Below are 19116 nucleotides of genomic sequence, written 5' to 3'. Positions count from 1 at the left end.
CGCCAGCAGATGGATCGAGGATTCGGTCAACCTACATGGGCAATGGAGACCGGCCGGGTACGGCCGGTGACACGCCAGCAGCAGCTCCGCCTCACCCGGCGGGTAGTCGCCGCCGCAATGGAGGCCGGCCGGCTACGGCCGGTGACACGGGCGTCGACCCGGATCTGATCCTGCTCTGCGAGGCGCCGCAATGGAGACCGGCCGGGCACGGCCGGTGACACGGGGACGCCCGCCTACCTGGAGGCGACCGGCGAGCGGCCGCAATGGAGACCGGCCGGGTACGGCCGGTGACACACGAGGATCCCAACAGCGGCTCCAAAGGACAGCCAGGTGCTGCAATGGAGACCGGCCGAGTACGGCCGGTGACACACTGGACCGTGGTCACCGACTACGGCTGCGAGCCGGAGCTGCAATGGAGACTGGCCGGGTACGGCCGGTGACACCCGATGAACGCCGTCGGCGACGGCGCCGACGTCTTCCAGCCGCAATGGAGACCGGCCGGGTACGGCCGGTGACACACTTGACGCCGACTCGCGGAGCGAAGTCGGTAGTAAAGCCGCAATGGAGACCGGCCGAGTAGGGCCGGCGACAGACACGACGTACTGGCCGAGGTGGGTGGTCGTCCAGGTCCAGCCGCAATGGAGACCGGCCGGGTAGGGCCGGTGACACCCGGTACTCGATGCCTGCGCGTTGACCTTGTCCAGGCCGCAAATGGAGACCGACCGGGTAGGGCCGGTGACACATGGCTCATGGTGGTGAGAACTGGCTCAACTTCACTGAGCCGCAATGGAGACCGGCCGGGTAGGGGCGGTGACACGATCTCCACCGGCAACGTCATCGAGATCCGCAACGGGGCGCCGCAATGGAGACCGGCCGGGTAGGGCCGGTGACACGGTGAGGCCGGTGTACAGGTCCGCGAGGTCCTGCAGGGTGCCGCAATGGAGACCGGCCGGGTAGGGCCGGTGACACTCGTGGTGGCCCGTGCGTTTGCCGATGAGCTGGTCGAAGCCGCAATGGAGACCGGCCGGGTAGGGCCGGTGACACGTCCGCCCATGACGTCGGCCACTCGTCGACGTAGCCGCTGCCGCAATGGAGACCGGCCGGGTAGGGCCGGTGACACGTCCGCCCATGACGTCGGCCACTCGTCGACGTAGCCGCTGCCGCAATGGAGACCGGCCGGGTAGGGCCGGTGACACTCGCGGCCGGCCGCCGCGGACTACCTCGCGCTGACCGCGCCGCAATGGAGACCGGCCGGGTAGGGCCGGTGACACCTGCACGGGTGCGGTCATCAGGTGTCTCCCTTGTATGTGCCGCAATGGAGACCGGCCGGGTAGGGCCGGTGACACCCTGCCCGACCTGGGTATTCTGGCTACGCCGCGAAGCAGCCCGCCATAGACCTCGGGGCCATTGGTCGGTTTAGTCTACTTTGACGCCTCGGAATCCCGCGCTCCGAGCATGCGTACTTGGGGTTCCTAGGTTGCTTCCCCGCCCGCTCGACGACATATTGAGTTGTCAAGGAACGAGCCTGCTGGAATACGCACGTTCAAGCTTAGGACCGTCGGCGATGGTCGCGTTCAGTCAGTCGCGACTTGCTGGGCGGAACAGACCAAGGCCGAAGTGCGCCAGGTAGCCCAGCGCGAAGGGACCGAGTAGCGGTTCGGGGAAGGTGAGGGTCACGTCGGCACCTCGCCGGATGATGGGGCCAGCCGGATTGGTGCGGGCGAAGCGTTTGGACGGCCGCTGGCGTAGAAACTGGGTCCAGTCACCGCCGGCCAACTCAACTGAGGTGGGGGCCGGGAGACCACGAAAGGCGAGCTCGCGGTGGATCTCGCCGGTGACGAACTGGCCCCAGTCGTGTTTCGGATGACGGGGCGGCACGAATGGCGTCAGCGACTGCCAGGCGCGGGCTGGGCCGGTGAGGTCGCCAAGGACGGTGACGGTGTCGCCGTAGGCGGCCATACGGACGTCGAGCGGGCCAGCGCCCGGCATGCCCTTCGGCGGTCGGAGCTCGACGATGCGTGACAGAGCGGTCAGCTCGTCTTCGGCGAGCCCGCCGGGCGTCCAGATGACCAGTTCGGCCAAACGACGTTCAGGGTTCGGCAGGGCCAGGTAGTGAGCGTGCTGGTGGTCGGTGAGCGGGCGGCCGTCGCTGCCCCGGCCGGCGAGCAGACTGTGGCTGTGCTCGTGGCCGCGTACCGCGTTGAGCTTGGCAACGGCCGCCAGGCGCAGCCGGTCGGTGATCGCGACGGCGTCACCGATGGGTGGCAGCACGTCCGCGGCGACGGTGAACCGCACCGCGGGGACGGGTTGCCAGGTGCGGCGCCACCGCGGCGTGCGGCGGGGCTGCTGTTCCAAGGGGCGTGCGTAGTCCAGGAACTGGGTCGCGGGAGGGAACAGCAGGTTCCCGGCGCGGAGGTCAACGGGGCGTGCGGTGAGGGCGGCGAGGTCAAGCGGCATCGTCGGGGTGAGCAGGCTGATCGTGTCGGTGTCCTGGAGGCCGTCGTCGAGGTCGAGCGGGGAGGCGACCGTGTGGTGCTGGCCGGGTTGCCAGGTTTCGTCGAGGCGGGCTTCGCACAGGCTGTCGGCGCGGCCGAGGTAGGGCAGCGACTCGGCGAGCCGGCCGAGCGCCTTAACCTGCTCGGCGGGCAGAGTGAACGGCCAGCGGATGGCCAGTTCGGCGTTCCGGTCGAACACCGCGAACGCATCCAGGGTCTTGTCGCGGCTGGCTGCGCCGGCTCGGAGCTTCGTGTTGGGCAGGTAGTGGCGGGTGTGACCGAGCTGGAACGGCGGCACGAAGTAGACCGGCGGCTCGGCGAGCCGGCCCAGCAGTGTGTGTACGGTGTTGTCGTCCAGGTCGGGGGCGCGGGTCTTCCACACCGCGTATAGCGCCCGCAGCACCCGCCATGGGGACGGTGGGAGCTCGACCTGGCCCTCGTTGACGTGGTGACCCCACGGGTTCGCATGGTAGCGGCCGAGGACGAACCGGACGACCAGGGTGGTGGTCACGACTTCGCCTTGCCGCTCGCGGCCTTGGCGTTGGTCTTGTGTCCGCCCCATTGGACAGTGATTGCCTTGCCGTCGCCGAGCAGGTCCGCGCATTGTCCGATGAGGTCGCGCAGGCGGCCGGTCAAGTCGCTGGTCTCGGGGAGTGGTTCGCCGCGGCGGGTGCTGATGTCGTCGGCGAGTTCCAGGTCGCAGGCGGTCCGCAGCCGCAGCCCGCCGCTCAGCAGCGCCCGGATTTCCCACAGGGCGAGGGTCTCCAGCAGGTCGCTGGCCGGCTGCGGCAGGCCGTAGGAGTGCAGCAGTTCCCGGTCGACGACGAAGGTGGCGAGGATCGTGCGGGCCGTCCACTCCACACGGTGGAACGGTACCGATCCGTAGCCTTCGGCGGTGCCGCCACCAGTCGTCTCGACGCCTGTGTCGCCGCTGCTGTCCTCACCGTTGGCGGTGTCGCGGTTGAGCTGGTGGCGGACCGAGTCGCTCTTACGGCCGCCGGACACGGCGCGGCGCACGTCGTGCGCCTCGATCACCGCGGACACGGCACGCGGGAACCTGGGTTGGCCGATCCACGCCTTCTGGGCGAAGAAGACGCCGTGCAGCAGGCACAGTGGGTCGAGCTGCAGCAGCGCACGGGCCATGGCGGGAAGGTTGAGCGGGGTGTCCCGTGCCAGCCCGAGACGCTGACCGATCACGGCTTCCATGTTCTCGCCGTCGCAGGCGGCCTCCCGGACGAACGGTGACGCCAGCCGGTGAGCCTCCAGACGGCTCGAGGTGAGGAACTCGTCGGTGCCGGCACGCACCACCCGCACATACGGCAGACCGTCGGTGACTTCGACAGGCTGCTGAGCGCCGCGGTCCCACAGGGTCGCCTCCAGCCGGTTGGCCATCGATTGCACCGACTCGACCAGCAGGGACGGGGTGACGCCCCCGTCGGCGTCGAGCCGGTCGAACGTGGCCGGGCCCAGGTCCGGGAAGCCGGTGGGCTGGAACGTGCTGCCGAGCACGGGACGCAGGGGCACGTCGTACACGTGGCGGGTGGCACTCATGCGGGTTCTCCTAGGACGCGGGCGGGTGGACGTGCGGGAAGCACGGCGACGGACCGCAGCGCGGCGAGCCGGTCGCCGCGTGGCATCCGCAGCAGCAGTGCGGCGGTGACAGCGTCGCCATCCAGACCGTCGGCGACATGTGTGACGGTGCGGGTGATGCCGGCAGCACCCAGCCGCCGCAGCGCGTCGGTGTAGACCCCGGCTGGATCGGAAGACCGGAGCCCGGTCAGCCAGCCCGGTCCGGGGCGCAGCACCACGGCCGTGTCGGTAGGGTCGTCGCGGCGCAGCCGGATCGGTAGCGGGTCGACGGCGAAGAACGGCAGCAGGAGCGCGAGCGGCGCCGGGATGAACGGCCGCTCCTCGTCGCCGGGGATGGTGAGCCGGCTCAACGGTGCAGTCGACCAGTCCAGCAGGACCAGGCCGCGCAGGTAGTCACCCAGCAAGGCGTCGTCGACCTCGCCGGCGGCAAGGGCAACGACATCACTCAACGACGCGTGCAGGCCACGTCGGAAGGCGCTGAGCACCCCCTTGATGACCGGGCGGTGCCGGGCGGTGTCACCAGCAAAAGGATCCGATACGGCGCCGGGAATGCCGCGGCGACGATGCGCGGCAGCCAGAGCGGCGACGGTACCGCCGGACACAGCAACAGCTGATGGCCGGTCACTCCACTCCAGCCGCTTCCCGCCGTGCGCGGGCCGGACCGGGCTGAGCAGGCACCGCAGCGTCGCTGACCCGAACCGGACCGGCTGGGACAGGTCGGCGTCGGAGCCGGACGCGAACGCTGCGGCCAGACGCAGCTCCGGCAAGTCGGGGCCGAGGGCGGCCCACCACCCCGCAGCGTCGGCGACGACGAGCGGTCGGCGGACCCGCTCACGGGCCGCCGACGAGTTGGCGACCGCCTCGTGCAGACGGCCGAGCGCGATGATGACCGTCCGCATCGCGGCCGGACCGCCGCCACGGCTGACATCGAAGCAGGCCACGTCGAGTTGCCGCATCCGGCTGGTGACCTCGCCGGACCTGGTGACAGCCCGGACGTCGTCGAGCCACCGGTCCAGCGCGCCAAGCAGGCCGACTGGGCCGGCGTGGTCGCGGACCGCGATCCGGCCAGCCGGCACGGCGAGGGGCGACTGACCGAACCGGTCGGTGACAATGTGGCGGGTGAAGTGCGTGATCCCTCGATCCACCCCGAGCGTGGCCACCGCGCGCACAAAGTCCAGCCCGGTACGGGCCGGTCGACCGCCCCACTCGACACGGCCCTCGCCGAGCAGATGTTCGATCTCCGCCAGAGTCGCCGGCCGTGACCATTCCGGCATCCACATCTCCGCACGCACTGGCTCACCATCGGCGTCGGTGGCAAAGCCTCCCGCGCTGCCGTCGACAGCGAACGGCACCGCCACCCGACTGGTCAGCGCACCTTCCCGCCGCACCGCAGCGCTGGCGAACAGGACGGCACCTTCGATGGCGAACAGAAACGCCCACGGGTTGGCGAATCCTTCGTCGTCGTTTTCCAGCGGTGAGGACTGCACACCGCCGGCTCGGCCCGGGTCCAGCTGGCCGACCGTGTTGCGCAGATAGGGCACCGACTCGTCACCGACCAACGCCGCCCGAAGCCACCCGCCGGACTGTTTCGCAGTTCGTGACTTGACCAGCACGGCCAGGACCGCCTGAACGTAGGTCGATGACACGTCCTGGCGGCCGAAGTTCCCGCCGGTGCCCAGCAGCCGGCTGTAGGTCGGATCCGGTCGGCCGCGCTCGTCGCGGCCGAGCACCACCGCCGCGTCGATCCAGGCCAGCGCGTCGTCGGGAAACTCGTTGCGGCACAGCTGCATCACGTCGGGCTTCCGGGCCTTGTCCCACAGCTCCTTGCCCGTGCCGGACCAGCCTCGAGCATGCGCTTCTGCTGTGACCCGGTCGGCGGCCTCGACCACTGCCCGTAGCCGTGCCAGCCGCGGCTCGGACGACGACCGCACGGCAGCCAGAGCGCCCGTGGCAGTGGTGTTGCTGCCGTTGTCGGTGTAGCCGGCGCCCGCGTTCCACGGCGACGCGATCGGCAGCGGCTCGAACCGCCCGGCCAACGCCTCGATCAGCTCATCGGCGGTGCTGAAGTGAGTGGACAGCACGAGACGGCCTGCGTGCCAGTGCGCCTTGGCCTCGGGGTCGAGCAGGCGCACCACCGCCCGCCACATGCCCAGGCCCTGCAGGTACGAGCCGATCGGTACGGTCCGGCAGCCAGCCATGGTGATCATGCGGTGGTCTCCTGGTCGTAGCTGGCGCTGGCCCGCCAGTCCGCCACCCTGACCACCGCCTCCAGAAACGCCACCCGGAACGGCCCAAGGTCGGCGCGGTCGCGGAGCCGGCACGCCCGCGCCTGCCACGAGTCGCCGGAACCCTCGCCACCGTCGCCGCCGACCGCCAGCACGTCGCGGCGCAGCGTCAGCGCCGGCAGATGCCGACCGTCGGGCAGGGCGACCGGCAGGGTCGTCTCGACGGGCCGGACGCCGAGGACCAGGTCGCGGCTCTCGCCCGGCGCCGACCGAATCGTCAGCCGGGTCTTGCCGTGATGCGCGGCCACCAGATACGCGACCAGATCCGGCTCGCAGACACCTTCCAGCAGCCCGCTGTCCGGTTCCAGCAGCATCAGCGCGCTGACCAGCTCGTGCCTGAAGTGCGGCGGCTGGTGGCGCAGCACGCCGCGCCGGCCAGACTTCGCCCATGGTCCGCCCGCGGGCAGGTCACCGGCCGCCCGGGCCAGCGACGCCGCGAATACCGGATGGGCCTTGCCGACATCGTGGTACAGGCCAGCCAGTGCGGCCGCGGCACGCTGATCTTCGGTCAGGCCGCCGAGGTCGCCGAACTCGCCGAGCAACTTCTCGGTTTCGCGGCGCACGTCGTCGAGATGCTCGGTCAACCCCACCCATTGACCGACGACGGTCAGCGGGTCGGCGTCCAGGCCGTCCGTGGCCTCACGCAGCGGCGGTTCGACCGGAGTCACCGGCGTCCTGCTGGCCGGCGCCCAGCCCTGGTCGGGCAGGTAGCCGCCGTCGGCGGCGTTCAGCAGAACGACCCCACCCGGACGGATGTCCCCCGGCCGGGCACGCTGCCAGGCACCAGCGGTCTGGTCGAACACCCACACCGCCCGGGTGCTCACCACGGCGCGCAGCTCGGCCACGGGAACCTGGCACAACTCTTCTCGGGCCGGGAACGCCGCGTCGTCGGCTGGGCCGTCGGGCAGCGCCCGCCATGCCACCCCGACAGTGATCGTGTCGGCGTCTCGGATCCACCGGCTGACGTCCAGGTCGTTGCCCGACAGATCAGGGGCGGTGTCGAACAAGTCGATCAGGTCGCGTCGACGCAGCACCGGATGCACCGGCCGTTGCTCGGCTACTGGCCGCTCCTGCAACGCGGTGGTGGTCACCGCGGCGTTCTCCAGGTCGGTCAACGCTGCCTCGGCGTGGGCCAGGTCGGTCTCGTCGTACGGGAGGTGACTGCCCCGCCCCTTTGGCGGCTGAAGCCACAGCAGCAGCGCGTCGTCATACTCGCCGGCGCGGTTGCACCGCCCCGCCCGCTGCACGATCGACGACCACGGCGCCGACTCAGTGATCAGCACCCGCGACGACACGTCAACGCCGGCCTCCAGCACCTGGGTAGCGATCACAATCGTGCCTGCCTCGCCGGGCTCGGCGAGCGCCTGCGCGGCCTGCACGGCGCGTTCACCCGGCCGGAACCGTGAATGCAGCAACACCACCTCGGCCACAGCGCCCAGCCGCGACAGCGCCACGTACACCTCATTGGCGCGGGCCACAGTGTTCAGCACGACGATCGTGCGCGTCCCCGGCCGATGTTCGGTCATCAGCAGCTGCGCCAGGCCGGCAGCGTAGCGTTTCGCGTCTGTCGGCACGTCAGCCCGCTGCACCGTCCGGGTCGCCTCCAGCCGCCGCCGCAGACCACCGGCCCGGTCATCCGGACCGAGCTCGATGACGCGCTCCGGCCCCGGATAGTCAACCGTGCGCAGGTCGCCCGGGTCGACAGTGGCTGACATCCACATGCTCTGGCAGGGCGCCGCCGTGCCCAGCACACCACGGAGCCCGGCCAGCTGTAGCGACGTGGGCAGCGCCGGCCCCATCAGTTGCACCTCGTCGAACACGAACTGCGTCGAGGCGTGCAGCAGGCCGAACGACATCGGCCGTCGGGCATGCGGCTCGGCGTAGCCGCGCAGCAGCAACCGTGACAGGACCATGTCCTGGGTACCGATCAGAATTGCGTCTGAGGCCGGATCAAGCAGCCACGAACGTTCATCGGTCGACGCGCCGCCCATCAGCACATGCAACCCGACCTCACCGGCCAAACCGAGGTTGTCCAGCCAGTCGGCGATCACCATGCGGGTCTGCTCCACCAGTGATCGTTGTGGCAGTACCATCGCCAGCCGCCGCGGCGTCAAGCGTCGCACCTCGCCGTCAGGGTGGTAGCGCCGCCGATACAGCCAGGGCAACGCCGCGGCCAATGTCTTGCCCGAGCCGGTCGGTGCCCGCAGCAGGTCCGGCAGCCCTTCCTCGGCCAAGCGACGCTGATACGGATACGGGCCATACCCCTCCCCGGCAACCGTCGTGGTTGCGCGCCGCACCAGTTCATCGAAGCTGCCCGGCACCGTCGCCTCCTTCACCCCGCCTTCGGTGAACTACCTCGGCACCGGGCACCGTATAGAAGCCCTCCGACAAAAACCGTCCAGTAACACGACATGTGTCAGGTTGCCGACAAATCTGATTGACTAACGTGATCACCTGCTCACACCCGCCTATTCGCGAGTGAACGCCATGGCCACCACATCCAACTGTCGGACGACAGCACGGGCCCTTACAGTCGGACGGAGCCGGCATGGAACGCTGTGAGAAGTTGACAGCTGCGCGATGCGGCGGCTCGTTCCTTGATGTCGTCCTTGACAACTCAACACGCTGCCGAACGGCGAGGAGGGAATCTAGGAATCTCAGGTGCGCGCGCCCGGAGCGTGAGGCTCCGAGACGCCAAAGTGGACTAAGCTGACCAATAGTCCGCTTCCGATGGCAGGCTGCTTCGCGGTGCAGTCACAATGCCCAGATCAGGAAGGGTGTCGCCGGCCGTACTTGGCCGGTCTCCATTGCGGCGCCGTCGCGCCGGACCGCGCCCGCCCAACCGGCCGCGTGTGTCACCGGCCGTACTTGGCCGGTCTCCATTGCGGCGCGTTCTGGCCGCCGCCCTGCTCCGTGAGCCGGGTCGTGTCACCGGCCGTACCGGGCCGGTCTCCATTGCGGCGCTCGGCTCGTCGCCCGACGGCCCGATGGCCATATCTGGCCGATCTCGATTGCGCCTCCACGAACTGCCAGACTTGACGCTCATCGTTGGACGGCGCTCGGGATCGAGTTGCAGAAGACATCGGGAGGGGGTCTGCGGGCAACCTCAACTGCATCAAAGATGCTGAAACAACATATGTACGGGACGGGCCGACTTCGACCTGCTGCGCAAGCGTGTGTTACTCGCCCCCCGCGTAAGAGATACGGCGCCGATCGCGTCTTCGCAGAACCACAGATTCCGATGAGATTTCTGCTCAACCATCGTCGGCGCGCCTGCGGCTCCGCACAAGCCTGTTCAGGTATTACGCCGATCGGCACCCGCTCTGGACCGACCGTACAGAACCATGACACAGTTTAGCCACGGTCCTCGCCGCATGCGCTAACTAACCAATACTGCAACGGCGGATCGTGGCTCCGCCTGTGCTGGCTCGTTAACTGGTTGTGGTCGATGTTGCGTTGGTCGGGTCGTGGGACGCCGGGCTGAGTGAGCCTTCGCTGCATCACTTCCGTCGACGGCCGGGCGCTCGCCGTCTGTCAGTCCACGATGCTCGGCGCCTACACGCTGACGCTCAGGTGTGTGGCAAGTTCGGCAAGTGAGGCCGACGGAGTTCCCCGGGTGCGGCGCAGCAGATCGCTGAGCAACTCGTGCGCGAGTGGCCGGCAGCGGACCTCGGATGGGGCGAGCCGATCAGCCGCCAGCAGCATCGCGCCGGCCGCTTCGATGTCGTTGATGAGCGTCTGGGCGCGGGCCTGGTTGAGGTAGTGCTGCGCTCGGCGCTCAGCCGGCAGCGTGTTGAACCCTTCGTGGTCGAGTCGGTCGTGGATCTGCACCGCCATCCTGCCCTCGCCGAGCTCGACCGCTGCGGCCGCTCGGTACAGCTCAACGTTTGTCGGGCCGAAGCTGGTCAGGCAATGGTTGACGTCGCTGGCCAAGGCCTGCGCCGCCTCCTCCGCGGCGCCCAGCAGGTCACGGGAGGTGGCGCTGTCCCCGATCCGTGCTGCGGCGACAGCGGCCTGCAGCAGCAGGATGCCGTAGACGGAGATCCGTTCGGGCGAGGGGTCGCCGTTGCCGGTGCGGGGTGCGAGCCGGTAGGCGACGTTGAGATTGATCTCCAACGCGGAGCGTGCCCGCCCGAGAGACAGCAGTGCCATCGAAACGCGCTTCATCGCCACTCCGACCAACAGCTGGTCACCGGCACGTTGCGAAGCGAGGACCGAGCGGTCCGCGGCGATCCGGGCCAGTTCGTACTCGCCGAGCTTGTGCAGCACTGCGGCGGAGATCTGCTCGATCTGCCCGAGCAGGTGGGCGGCCTCGGTGGCGTACGGCCCGTCGCCGTAGGCGCTGTCAGCGGCCTGCGCCTGCCGCAGGAGGCGGGGCAGGGTCCGGGCGAGCATGCCGTACCTCGCATGCTGGAAGGACAGCCAGGCGTGGGCGACCGCCTTACGCATCTCGTCCAGGGGCGGTAGCTCCGACGGGGGGTCGAAGATAGCGATGCGGTGGTTGTACCGCTCCAGCTGCGCGCGGATGCCCTCGATCTCGACCGGGTCGACACCGTTGGGGTCCTCGGGACGGCGCTCAAGGTCCTCGCCGAGCAGCACCTGCATGTCGACCTGCAGCACCTCGGCGATTTCGTGCACCACGGAGAACTTGTCGAGCCGACGTGCGCCTCGCTCCACCTTGTCGACCCAGCTCTTCGACTTGCCGAGTCGATCGGCGAAGACCTGCTGCGACATCCTCCGCCGGTTCCGCCAATACGCCACGCGGCGGCCTATTGGCAGCGCATCCACGTTGTTCACCTCCGGTAGTCACCTGTCCGGGTGCCCCGTGCCGTGTTGCGCGACCTGATCCACGCACCGGCTTGGCGTGTCCGGACGCAGATGCGGTCCTCCGGCCGGCACTGTGGGAGTCCCCCTCGTGCCGAGGCGGCCCCGGCGGTCGTGGACGTTCCGGGCACGGGCCGCCAAACGGCGTCCCTGCATGAACGTGCGTGGAACATCCCGTCACACAGAGAGGAACAGGGGATGCTCAGCATATCTTCCGGGTTTGCTCTATCTCTAGCGCGTCACACGTAAGGATTACTCACGACTGCCGCATGGCCGGCACCGAGGACAAAGCCGTCCACCGCAACGGTGGAGCCTCGCTCAACCAGCCGGCGAACCGCATGCGGCGGCGTCGTTCACGTCGGCCCGTCTCCAGCGCTTCCAGAACCGTCTGACTGTGGTCGAACGGCAGCGGGCCCGACAAGACGGCACAGCTCGAACACCGCTGCCTCGAACTCGAACAGCGATCCCTGGACCTGACAAGCCGACTGGACGAGCGCACCGATGATCTCCAGGCAGCGCGGACAGCCAACCGCGACGTCATGGCCATGCTCAACCGGACACAACCTGTGCCTGCGCCCCCGCATCGGCGAACTTGACGGTTGCACGCTCCTGCCGACGCAGACAGCTGACCTGACTCACTCCAGCCTGCACCGCGACCCTCGGCAGCAATCTGTTTGTGTGGGCGGCGGACCGTCTGCGGACTCGGGTCAGCGCTGCCGGTCAGTGTCGTCGATGGAAATCCCGAGGGCACTCGCCAAGACGCTGGCCAGAACCGTGACATCGTCCGCGGACACCACGGCGCCTCTGAGGTTGGCCACCGATCCGAGGCCGGCCAGCGTGCACTGGGTAAACCGGCAGCCGGCTGCCGCAACTACGCCAGCCGTGTCGCTCGACCGGATCGCTCGCGGCGGACGAAGCCGACCCGATGGCGATCACTGAACGCCTCGGCACTTCAGTTCTCCGTTCGCAGAGGCGAACCATAGTCGGTCGGCAAAACTCCCCAAGGTCCACTCAATCCTGGAAATGCGTCTGATGAAACGCGCGTAGGGGCTTCCTGGCGTCCGCATCTGCCGCAGCCTGTACGCGGCCGCTACGCTCCGTACCGCGCATCCCGGGTGAAACTCACCTACACATCCGGCGGCCCGCGTGGCGTTGGCTCGCCTGTGTGATTCTCTTGCTGGCCTCATGAGTGGGCCCCGAACTCACGAACACAAGAATCACCCGCTGGCTCGTGGGACCCACGCTCGCCGACAAACGGGTCCCGAAGTCACCGTCGAAGCCACAATCCGCAGCTTCAGGACCGGCGCCTTCCTGTCCGGTATCGCCTAGGTCTGCGAATGTCAGACTTAGGTTGCGAGGCTGGCGCCGACGTCGATGGAGCAGCAGCTGTTCGGCGCGCCCCGACAGCGATGGGAGATCGATGATGCGCGTGTTGCGCCCGGTGGTATTGGCCGCGGCCCTCACCGTGATGGCGGCGACCCCGGTGGTGGCCGCGCCGGCGGCCTCCGCGCAGACCATGCGGGACCGCCAGTGGTACCTCACCACGCTGGACGTCGCCGCCGCGCAGAAGATCAGTCAGGGCGAGGGCGTCGTCGTGGCCGTCGTCGACAGCGGCATCGGCAAGCACCCCGACATCGACGGGCAGGCGCTCGCCGGCATCTCCTACCTCAGCGACGACAACAGCCTGGCCGACGACTCGGGCCACGGCTCGGGGATGGCCGGTCTCATCGTCGCCAAGGGGGGCGACGCCGACCACTTGCTCGGCATCGCGCCCAAGGCCAAGGTCCTCTCGGTGCGCACCATGCCCGGCACCGCCCCGGCCCTGGGCACCTGGACGCACATCCCGGAGGCCATCCGGTGGGCCGTTGACCACGGCGCGAAGGTAATCAATATCTCAAAGGGCGGCCAGGTCGAGTCCGGCGGCGAGTCGGCCGTGCAGTACGCGCTGGACCACGACGTGCTCGTCGTCGCCTCGACCGGCAACACCAGGGAGTTCCTCGGCACCACCGCCGTCCTCGAGCCGGCCACCTTCCGGGGCGTGCTGGCGGTCACCGCCGTGGACCGCGACGGCAAGGCGTGGGACGGGGCGGTGCACGGGCCGGAGACGGCGCTCGCCGCCCCGGGCGTGGACATCCCGACGGTCTCCAACGCCCGCGGCCGCCGCGTCGTCGGCTACGACGAGTCCACCAACAGCACCAGCAACGCAGCTGCGATCGTGTCCGGGGCGGCGGCGCTGATCCGGGCGAAGTACCCGCAGCTTCCGGTGAAGGACGTCGTGCAGCGGCTCATCGCCACGGCCGACGACGCGGGCGCGCCCGGGCGCGACCCCGAGTACGGGTACGGCCGGCTGAACCTGGTCAAGGCGCTCACCGCCGACGTGGCGCCGGTCGCCACCAACCCGCTGCTCTCGGGCGTGCCGGGGGCCCCCGACGACGAGGGGGACAGCGACACGTTCGCCGGCGCCCTCGGCGACGCGATGATGCAAATGCTGACAACCGGCGCGGTCTGCGTCGGGGTGCTGCTGCTGGCCGTGCTGATCATGCTGCTGACCCGGCGCCGCCGGACCTGAGCGCGCTCAGCCCTCGCGGATCGTGCGGATCCAGTCGTGCATCACCGTCGTGACCCCGCCCGCGACAATGATCCACGGAATCCGCAAGGTAAGTCTGACCAAATGCCCGCCCGACCGCGCAGACCTACCTTGCGAGCTACTGCTCAGACCGGCCGAGATTCGCAAGGTTCGACAGGAATGGACACTTCCCGCGCTTGTCCGGTCCAGCCCCCGGTGCCGTGACGACGCCCGGCGGAACAGTAGTCGTCGCGAGCGTCACGGTGATGCCGGATCGTGAGGTTCACGGCGAGCCCGGGCGACCGCGCCGCGGCGGTGGGCAGCCATCAGGTCGGTCCACCGCTGCTCCGGCGCCATGTGCCGCTCCGCCTCATCAACTGCCGCATCGAGGGTCGGAAACGTTCGCCGCCAGGGCTTGCCTTCCGCGCCGCCCTGACGCAACTCCAGTTCGAATCCAGGGCCGGACGTGCGGATGTACACATCACGCCGGTTGAACCGACCCCACAGCCCGTTGAACCAGTGATGCACCAACTCGCCGCTCGCAGCAGCCGGCTCCCGCCCAGGCTGCGCACGCGCCGGGCCGGCGGACGCCCTACCGCCGTTCACGAAGCAACCTCCGCGCGAACCGATCCGGCCCGATCCGAGCGACCGACGTCGACACGGCCCGAGCCATGAACATCATCGGACAGGGTCAGCGGCGGAACCGCCGCGAGACGTCGTCCGCCCTCCGGGCCCACCGTCGACCGCATCGCCTGCATCTGCGCATACAGCCCAGACGCCCTGGGCAGCCATACGGTCGCCCGGCGCGGGCGCGCTGCAGCTCCGCGGCCGCGGGCGACGACCGACTGTGCATCAGCGGTGTCGTGAGCTCAAGTACGGCGCGCACTGGAGCGAGACCGTCCAGGACATCCAAGTCGCGGCCAAGGAGGTCGACCAGTGACCCGGTGCGCCCGGTACGGGTTCACCACCAACGCGCACAAGGCCACCGCAGCAGAGCTGCACCCTGACACCACCCGCCGGTGGATAGACAGCTGACGGCGGTCCGATCCCGGTCCGACGGGGCCAGTCGTGTCTTCCGCGGCCGCGAACCGGTTCCTGGCTGTGGCATGGCCCCTCGTCGACCTGACCGGTCTGGATGAACCCGGCGGCACCGACCTCACCGAGACCATTCACCTGCACGACGCCACCGCGCCTCGGGCAGCTGCGGTGATCGGCACACTCGAATGTCGCACGCAGCGGCCGTCCCGGCGCCGCGCGGTGGTGGGGGCGGCGCTGGCCGCGTCCGTGCAGCTGGTCCGAGGCCCAACGCTCCGCCCAGGCTCGACCGCCGTCAAGCCCTGCGCCAGCCGAAGCCGGCGCGCATCCTCCCGTTCCGGGCGCAGGGCTATGACAGCGGCTACGCCCCGGGCGGGCAGCGGTCCCCGTTCCCAGCCCGCACGGGCTGCGACACCGCCGCCGGAACCCGCTCCGACGCACGCATGGCCGGTTGGCACGCACTGTCCGCGGATGGGTGAGACGTCCGGCCTGCGTTGAAGGAGACCGTCTGTGGCAGCACCGACCGTCATTTCCGCCGAGCATCGCCACGCCGGCCAGCGCCCGCCGATCGGTGACACCGAGGAACAGGCACCCGCCGGACCGCTCCCGCCCGACCCACGGCGGCGCGAGCTATCGACGTCCTCGCTGCACTGCCAGCGGTGGGCCACCGGACGGCGGCAACGCTGGCAGCGCGCAGTGCCCGGCGAGCGCTTCGATGCCCGCCACTACGAGGTCCACCGCATCGACCGATCCGTCGCTGCGCCGTTCGTCATCGCCCGGCACTACTCGGGCACCCACGTCGCATGCCGGCAGTCGTTCGGCCTGTACCGCAGCGGCGCACTCGTCGGGGTCGCGTCGTACTGCGTATCCAGCGCGCAGGCGTTGCAACTCGCCTACCCCGAGCTGACCCCGGGTGCCGAGGCTCTAGAGCTTGGCCGCTTCGTGATCGCGGACGACGAACCCGGAAATGTAGAGACGTGGCTCGATGCGCGATGTCGGGAGTACCTGTTCACCAGCGGGGTCCGGGCAGTGTTGTCGTTCGCTGATCCAGTGCCCAGAGTCGACGCCCGCGGCCGGGTGCTGTTCGCCGGACACGTCGGCTACATCTACCAGGCAGGCGGCTACCGCATCGCCGGCCGCAGCACCCGGCGTACCCAGTGGCAGCTGCCGGACGGGACGTACCTCAACGGCGTCACGATGCAGAAGATCCGGGCCCAGAAACCGGGGCATGAGGCAGCCGAGCGGCGCCTCGTGCAGCAGTACGGGGCCCGGCCCATCCGCGCCGGGGAGAAGCCGGCCGCGTGGTTGCAGGACGCGGTCCGCGACGATCCAGCGGTCGGGCTCAGCCTGATCCAGCACGGCGGCTGCCACCGGTACCTGCGAGTGCTCGGCACCGCCCGGCAAGCCGCCCAAGTCAAGATCAACCGCAGGTTGCGGGCGGACTGGGCCACCCTCGACGACCACAAGGACCTGCCGTTCGGGCCGTACCCCAAGCACCCCGACCCGCCGCACCGGCCGTCCGCGCCGGCCCGCGCCGGCCAGGTGGGTCGGGACACCGGATGAGCGCCGCGCCCGGCGGGACGCTCCCGGCGCAGGGCCGTGCGCTGCTCGCCGACCTTCGCGGCGGCGGAACTACCTGGCTGCAGCGGCACCGACTGTGGACGGCGGCGCTCAGCAGCGTTCCGCGGTCGGCTGGACGCAACTGAGTACCGCCGAGCACATCCACTGGCTGCACCTCAGCGTGCAGGACATCACCGACGTGCAGTGACTGTCGCTGCTCGCCGAGATCGTCGAAGACCCGCCCCACACCCCGGCGTAGCCCGGCCAAGCTGCCGCGCTTCGGCGCCCGATCGCCGTCGCAAGACCCGGTCTCAGTTCGAAAGCGGCCCGCCACCCGGCGGGCCGCTTCTGTTGGTTGCCACGAAAGGAGAAGCCATGCACCACATCACCGTCGCGATACTGGCCGCCGTCATCGAAGTGCTCCAGATCGCCGCGTTCAGCTGGTGGCGGTGCCGCATGGCCGGCCTGTCCGGCACTGACGGCCTCACGGGCCTGCGCAACCGGGACGGGCTGCATGACGCCCTCCGCGACCTGCGGTCCGCGCCGGGCGTGCTGCTGCTGGACCTGAACGGGTTCAAGGCGGTCAACGACCAGTTCGGTCACGACACCGGCGACGCGATGCTCCGCGGCGTCGCCGCCCGGCTCACCGAGATCGCCCCGCACGGTACGGTCATCGGCCGCCTCGGCGGCGACGAGTTCGTCCTGCTGCTCCCCGGCGCCACCACCCGCGACCAGCTCATCGAAGCTGCCACCGCCGTCCGCGCCGCAGTCGGCCGCGCGCAGCCCCTCCCGGCCGGTGACGGCGCCAGCGGCGACCGGCCGGTGCCGAGGGCGTCGTGCGTCATCGGGCTGGCACTGCCCGGCGCCCTGCTGGATCGTGACAAGCCGTTCCGGACCGCGAACATCGCCCTCTTCCACGCCCGTCACCACGGGCTGTCGTACGCGCTGTACCAGCCCGGCATGACCCACCCGGCCGCCGCTGACCGGCACGGCCGCCGACTCCGCGACCACCGCCCGGCACATCCCGCCGTCGTCTTCGACATCACCGCGTTCCACCAGTACACGGAGCCTGAGCACACGCACCTCAGCGACGCCGACATGCTGCGCCTGGAACTGGCCGGCGACCCTCAAATGTCCGGCTTCCCGGAATTCCTGGAACCGCACACCCACGGCTTCAGCACCGACGTCGCCGACCTCGTCCAACGCTGCGCCGAACTCGGCGTGCTCCACTGGCGTGCGCCGATCACCGCAGTCGTCGCTGAGCCGACCACCGTCGGCGCGTACCGCGATGGCGGCCTGCGGGTGCTGGTCACCGTGAACGGCACCCTGTCCCTCGCCTCACCACAGTGGCGACCGGACCCGTCGATGACCCAACACAATGAGCCCCTCGCCTCCACCGCGGCAGTCCTCGACGCCGTCGCCGCCATCGCCAGCCAGCTCTACACCGCGTACGAGATGGCCCTTGCCACACCCGCACCGGGCCGGCCGCAGACCGGCACCACCCCGACCAGCACCGGCCTGACCGGCGGCACCGGGTCCGGGCGGACCGCCGGGACGACGTTCACCGCCGCGATCACCGACCTGCATGCGGCCGCCGCCCGGGCCGGGTCCGGCATCCTCGGCCCACAGCAGACGACCGAGGCGCTCATCGCCGCCGGTGACCTCGTCACCAGGCTGGACCTGCGCGCCTTCGAGGTGAACACCGACAGCGGCAGCGACGACCTGATGGAACTGGTCGTCATCACCGTGCACGGTGTGGACCTGGAAATCCGTGGCCGACGCCGGCTCGGCGGAGCGGAGCTCTACGTCCACGTTGACGACCGGCGTCCGGAGCAGGAGACCACCGGGATGCCGCTGGTCGTGGACGTCTATCCCTCCTAACCGCTACCACCGCCACATGCCGCAGATGTGCGGGCCGCGGGTCGACGCAACCCGCGGCCCGCCCGGCTCGCGATCTGGCTGCGCTGCCCTGCCGTGCTTGTACCGGCCGTGGCCTCGCCCAGCAAGGCACACCCGCATGCCGCGATGCACAGCCGCCGTACGGATCTCACGGGTTCCGCCGACCTGGATGTCACCTCCGGGTGGCCTTGGCAGGGCCACGGCCATCCACCCGGTCCGCGCCTCGGGTCAGCGCAACCGGCCCGATCCGTCTTTCCGGGCCGCGCATCCATCGCCCGCAGATCCGGTGACGGCCTCGGCACCCGCCCACGGATGTGCGGCTGCCAGAGGCGTGCTCGTACGCCCGGGAAGGACCCGTCATGGCCGTGATCACCATCTACCTCAACACCGACCGCCCCTTGCAGCCATACATCGACGGCCAGCAGCTCACCGCCGCGATCTCCACCCACCTCAGTATCGACATCGTCGCGCATCCGGAAGCGGTCGCCGACTGGGCCTTCGCCCTCGGCAACCAGGACCTGGACGTGCTCGAACAGGAGCGCGACACCGACGACGGCGAGACCAGCTTCCTCGTGGCGTGCCTCTACCGACTGTTCGGCAACCGGTCCATGTCCGTCGGTGATGTCGTGCACATCCAGCACCGCCAGCGGCAGTGGTGGCTGGCCTGCGACCCGACCGGCTGGCGGCACATCAACGAACCGGTCCACCGCAGCGGCCCCGGCCCGGCTACGGATCAGGTCTTCCAGTTGCTGCATGCCGTGCGCCAGCCCGCCCTCAGCGCCGCGCCTCACCTCACACCGATCCCACCGGCGATCCCCACATCCGCTGTGGACGTCTGACGCCGCGCGGGTCGGCCGTAAGC

The 19116-nt window shown here is 69.8% G+C and carries 10 protein-coding genes and 1 CRISPR repeat array; of the genes, 4 read left to right on the top strand and 6 right to left on the bottom strand.

Going from position 1 to position 19116, the window contains the following annotated elements; translation table 11 throughout:
• Nucleotides 1-406: 406 nt before the first annotated feature.
• Nucleotides 407-1346: a CRISPR direct-repeat array (repeat unit 37 nt; unit sequence GCCGCAATGGAGACCGGCCGGGTAGGGCCGGTGACAC).
• Nucleotides 1347-1578: 232 nt separating this feature from the next.
• The 5 genes from csb2 to ABD332_RS50170 all read right to left on the bottom strand — a co-directional run bounded on the left by csb2 (nucleotide 1579) and on the right by ABD332_RS50170 (nucleotide 11158).
• Nucleotides 1579-3006: a type I-G CRISPR-associated protein Csb2 gene (gene csb2 / locus ABD332_RS50190; protein ID WP_344512494.1), complete on the bottom strand. Its 1428-nt coding sequence runs from the start codon at nucleotides 3004-3006 to the stop codon at nucleotides 1579-1581.
• Nucleotides 3003-4046: a type I-G CRISPR-associated RAMP protein Csb1/Cas7g gene (gene cas7g, locus ABD332_RS50185; RefSeq protein ID WP_344512492.1), complete on the bottom strand. Its 1044-nt coding sequence runs from the start codon at nucleotides 4044-4046 to the stop codon at nucleotides 3003-3005. The genes csb2 and cas7g overlap by 4 nt, the downstream gene beginning before the upstream one ends.
• Entirely contained in the window at nucleotides 4043-6292 is a 2250-nt protein-coding gene (gene cas8g1 / locus ABD332_RS50180) for a type I-G CRISPR-associated protein Cas8g1/Csx17 (RefSeq protein ID WP_344512490.1), read from the bottom strand. Before cas8g1 ends, cas7g begins: the two co-directional genes overlap by 4 nt.
• Nucleotides 6289-8706, bottom strand: a complete 2418-nt coding sequence (cas3g, locus tag ABD332_RS50175) for a type I-G CRISPR-associated helicase/endonuclease Cas3g (protein WP_344512488.1) — start codon at nucleotides 8704-8706, stop codon at nucleotides 6289-6291. Before cas3g ends, cas8g1 begins: the two co-directional genes overlap by 4 nt.
• Nucleotides 8707-9925: 1219 nt before the next feature.
• Entirely contained in the window at nucleotides 9926-11158 is a 1233-nt protein-coding gene (locus ABD332_RS50170; protein ID WP_344512486.1) for a helix-turn-helix domain-containing protein, read from the bottom strand.
• 1459 nt (nucleotides 11159-12617) lie between these two features.
• Between ABD332_RS50170 and ABD332_RS50165 the strand changes: the two genes are divergently transcribed.
• Nucleotides 12618-13763, top strand: coding sequence for a S8 family serine peptidase (locus ABD332_RS50165; protein ID WP_344512484.1), 1146 nt, complete (start codon nucleotides 12618-12620; stop codon nucleotides 13761-13763).
• A 255-nt stretch (nucleotides 13764-14018) separates the two neighbouring features.
• On the opposite strand, the gene ABD332_RS50160 is transcribed toward ABD332_RS50165, so the two are convergent.
• Nucleotides 14019-14288 (bottom strand): hypothetical protein, encoded by a 270-nt coding sequence (locus ABD332_RS50160; protein ID WP_344512482.1) that lies wholly within the window; start codon nucleotides 14286-14288, stop codon nucleotides 14019-14021.
• A 1017-nt stretch (nucleotides 14289-15305) separates the two neighbouring features.
• Here ABD332_RS50160 and ABD332_RS50155 point away from each other — a divergent pair.
• From ABD332_RS50155 to ABD332_RS50145, 3 genes are all read left to right on the top strand, one after another.
• Nucleotides 15306-16358, top strand: a complete 1053-nt coding sequence (locus ABD332_RS50155; RefSeq protein ID WP_344512480.1) for a Mom family adenine methylcarbamoylation protein — start codon at nucleotides 15306-15308, stop codon at nucleotides 16356-16358.
• A 372-nt stretch (nucleotides 16359-16730) separates the two neighbouring features.
• A complete protein-coding gene (locus tag ABD332_RS50150; protein ID WP_344512478.1) occupies nucleotides 16731-18236 on the top strand; it encodes a GGDEF domain-containing protein in 1506 nt (501 codons plus the stop codon).
• Between the two features lie 377 nt (nucleotides 18237-18613).
• On the top strand, nucleotides 18614-19093 hold the full coding sequence (locus ABD332_RS50145; RefSeq protein WP_344512476.1) for a hypothetical protein: 480 nt from the start codon (nucleotides 18614-18616) through the stop codon (nucleotides 19091-19093).
• Nucleotides 19094-19116: the final 23 nt, after the last annotated feature.

Source organism: Dactylosporangium maewongense (assembly GCF_039531485.1).
In the GTDB taxonomy this organism is placed as follows: Bacteria; Actinomycetota; Actinomycetes; order Mycobacteriales; family Micromonosporaceae; genus Dactylosporangium; species Dactylosporangium maewongense.
The sequence above is the reverse complement of the archived record's forward strand: the minus strand, read 5'-3'. Positions and strand labels throughout refer to the sequence as shown.

Bases quoted from the DNA above. Each gene is read 5' to 3' on its own strand.
- cas7g (WP_344512492.1), bottom strand. From the start codon at position 4,046: ATGAGTGCCACCCGCCACGTGTACGACGTGCCCCTGCGTCCCGTGCTC.
- cas8g1 (WP_344512490.1), bottom strand. From the start codon at position 6,292: ATGATCACCATGGCTGGCTGCCGGACCGTACCGATCGGCTCGTACCTG.
- ABD332_RS50165 (WP_344512484.1), top strand. From the start codon at position 12,618: ATGCGCGTGTTGCGCCCGGTGGTATTGGCCGCGGCCCTCACCGTGATG.
- ABD332_RS50150 (WP_344512478.1), top strand. From the start codon at position 16,731: ATGCACCACATCACCGTCGCGATACTGGCCGCCGTCATCGAAGTGCTC.
- ABD332_RS50145 (WP_344512476.1), top strand. From the start codon at position 18,614: ATGGCCGTGATCACCATCTACCTCAACACCGACCGCCCCTTGCAGCCA.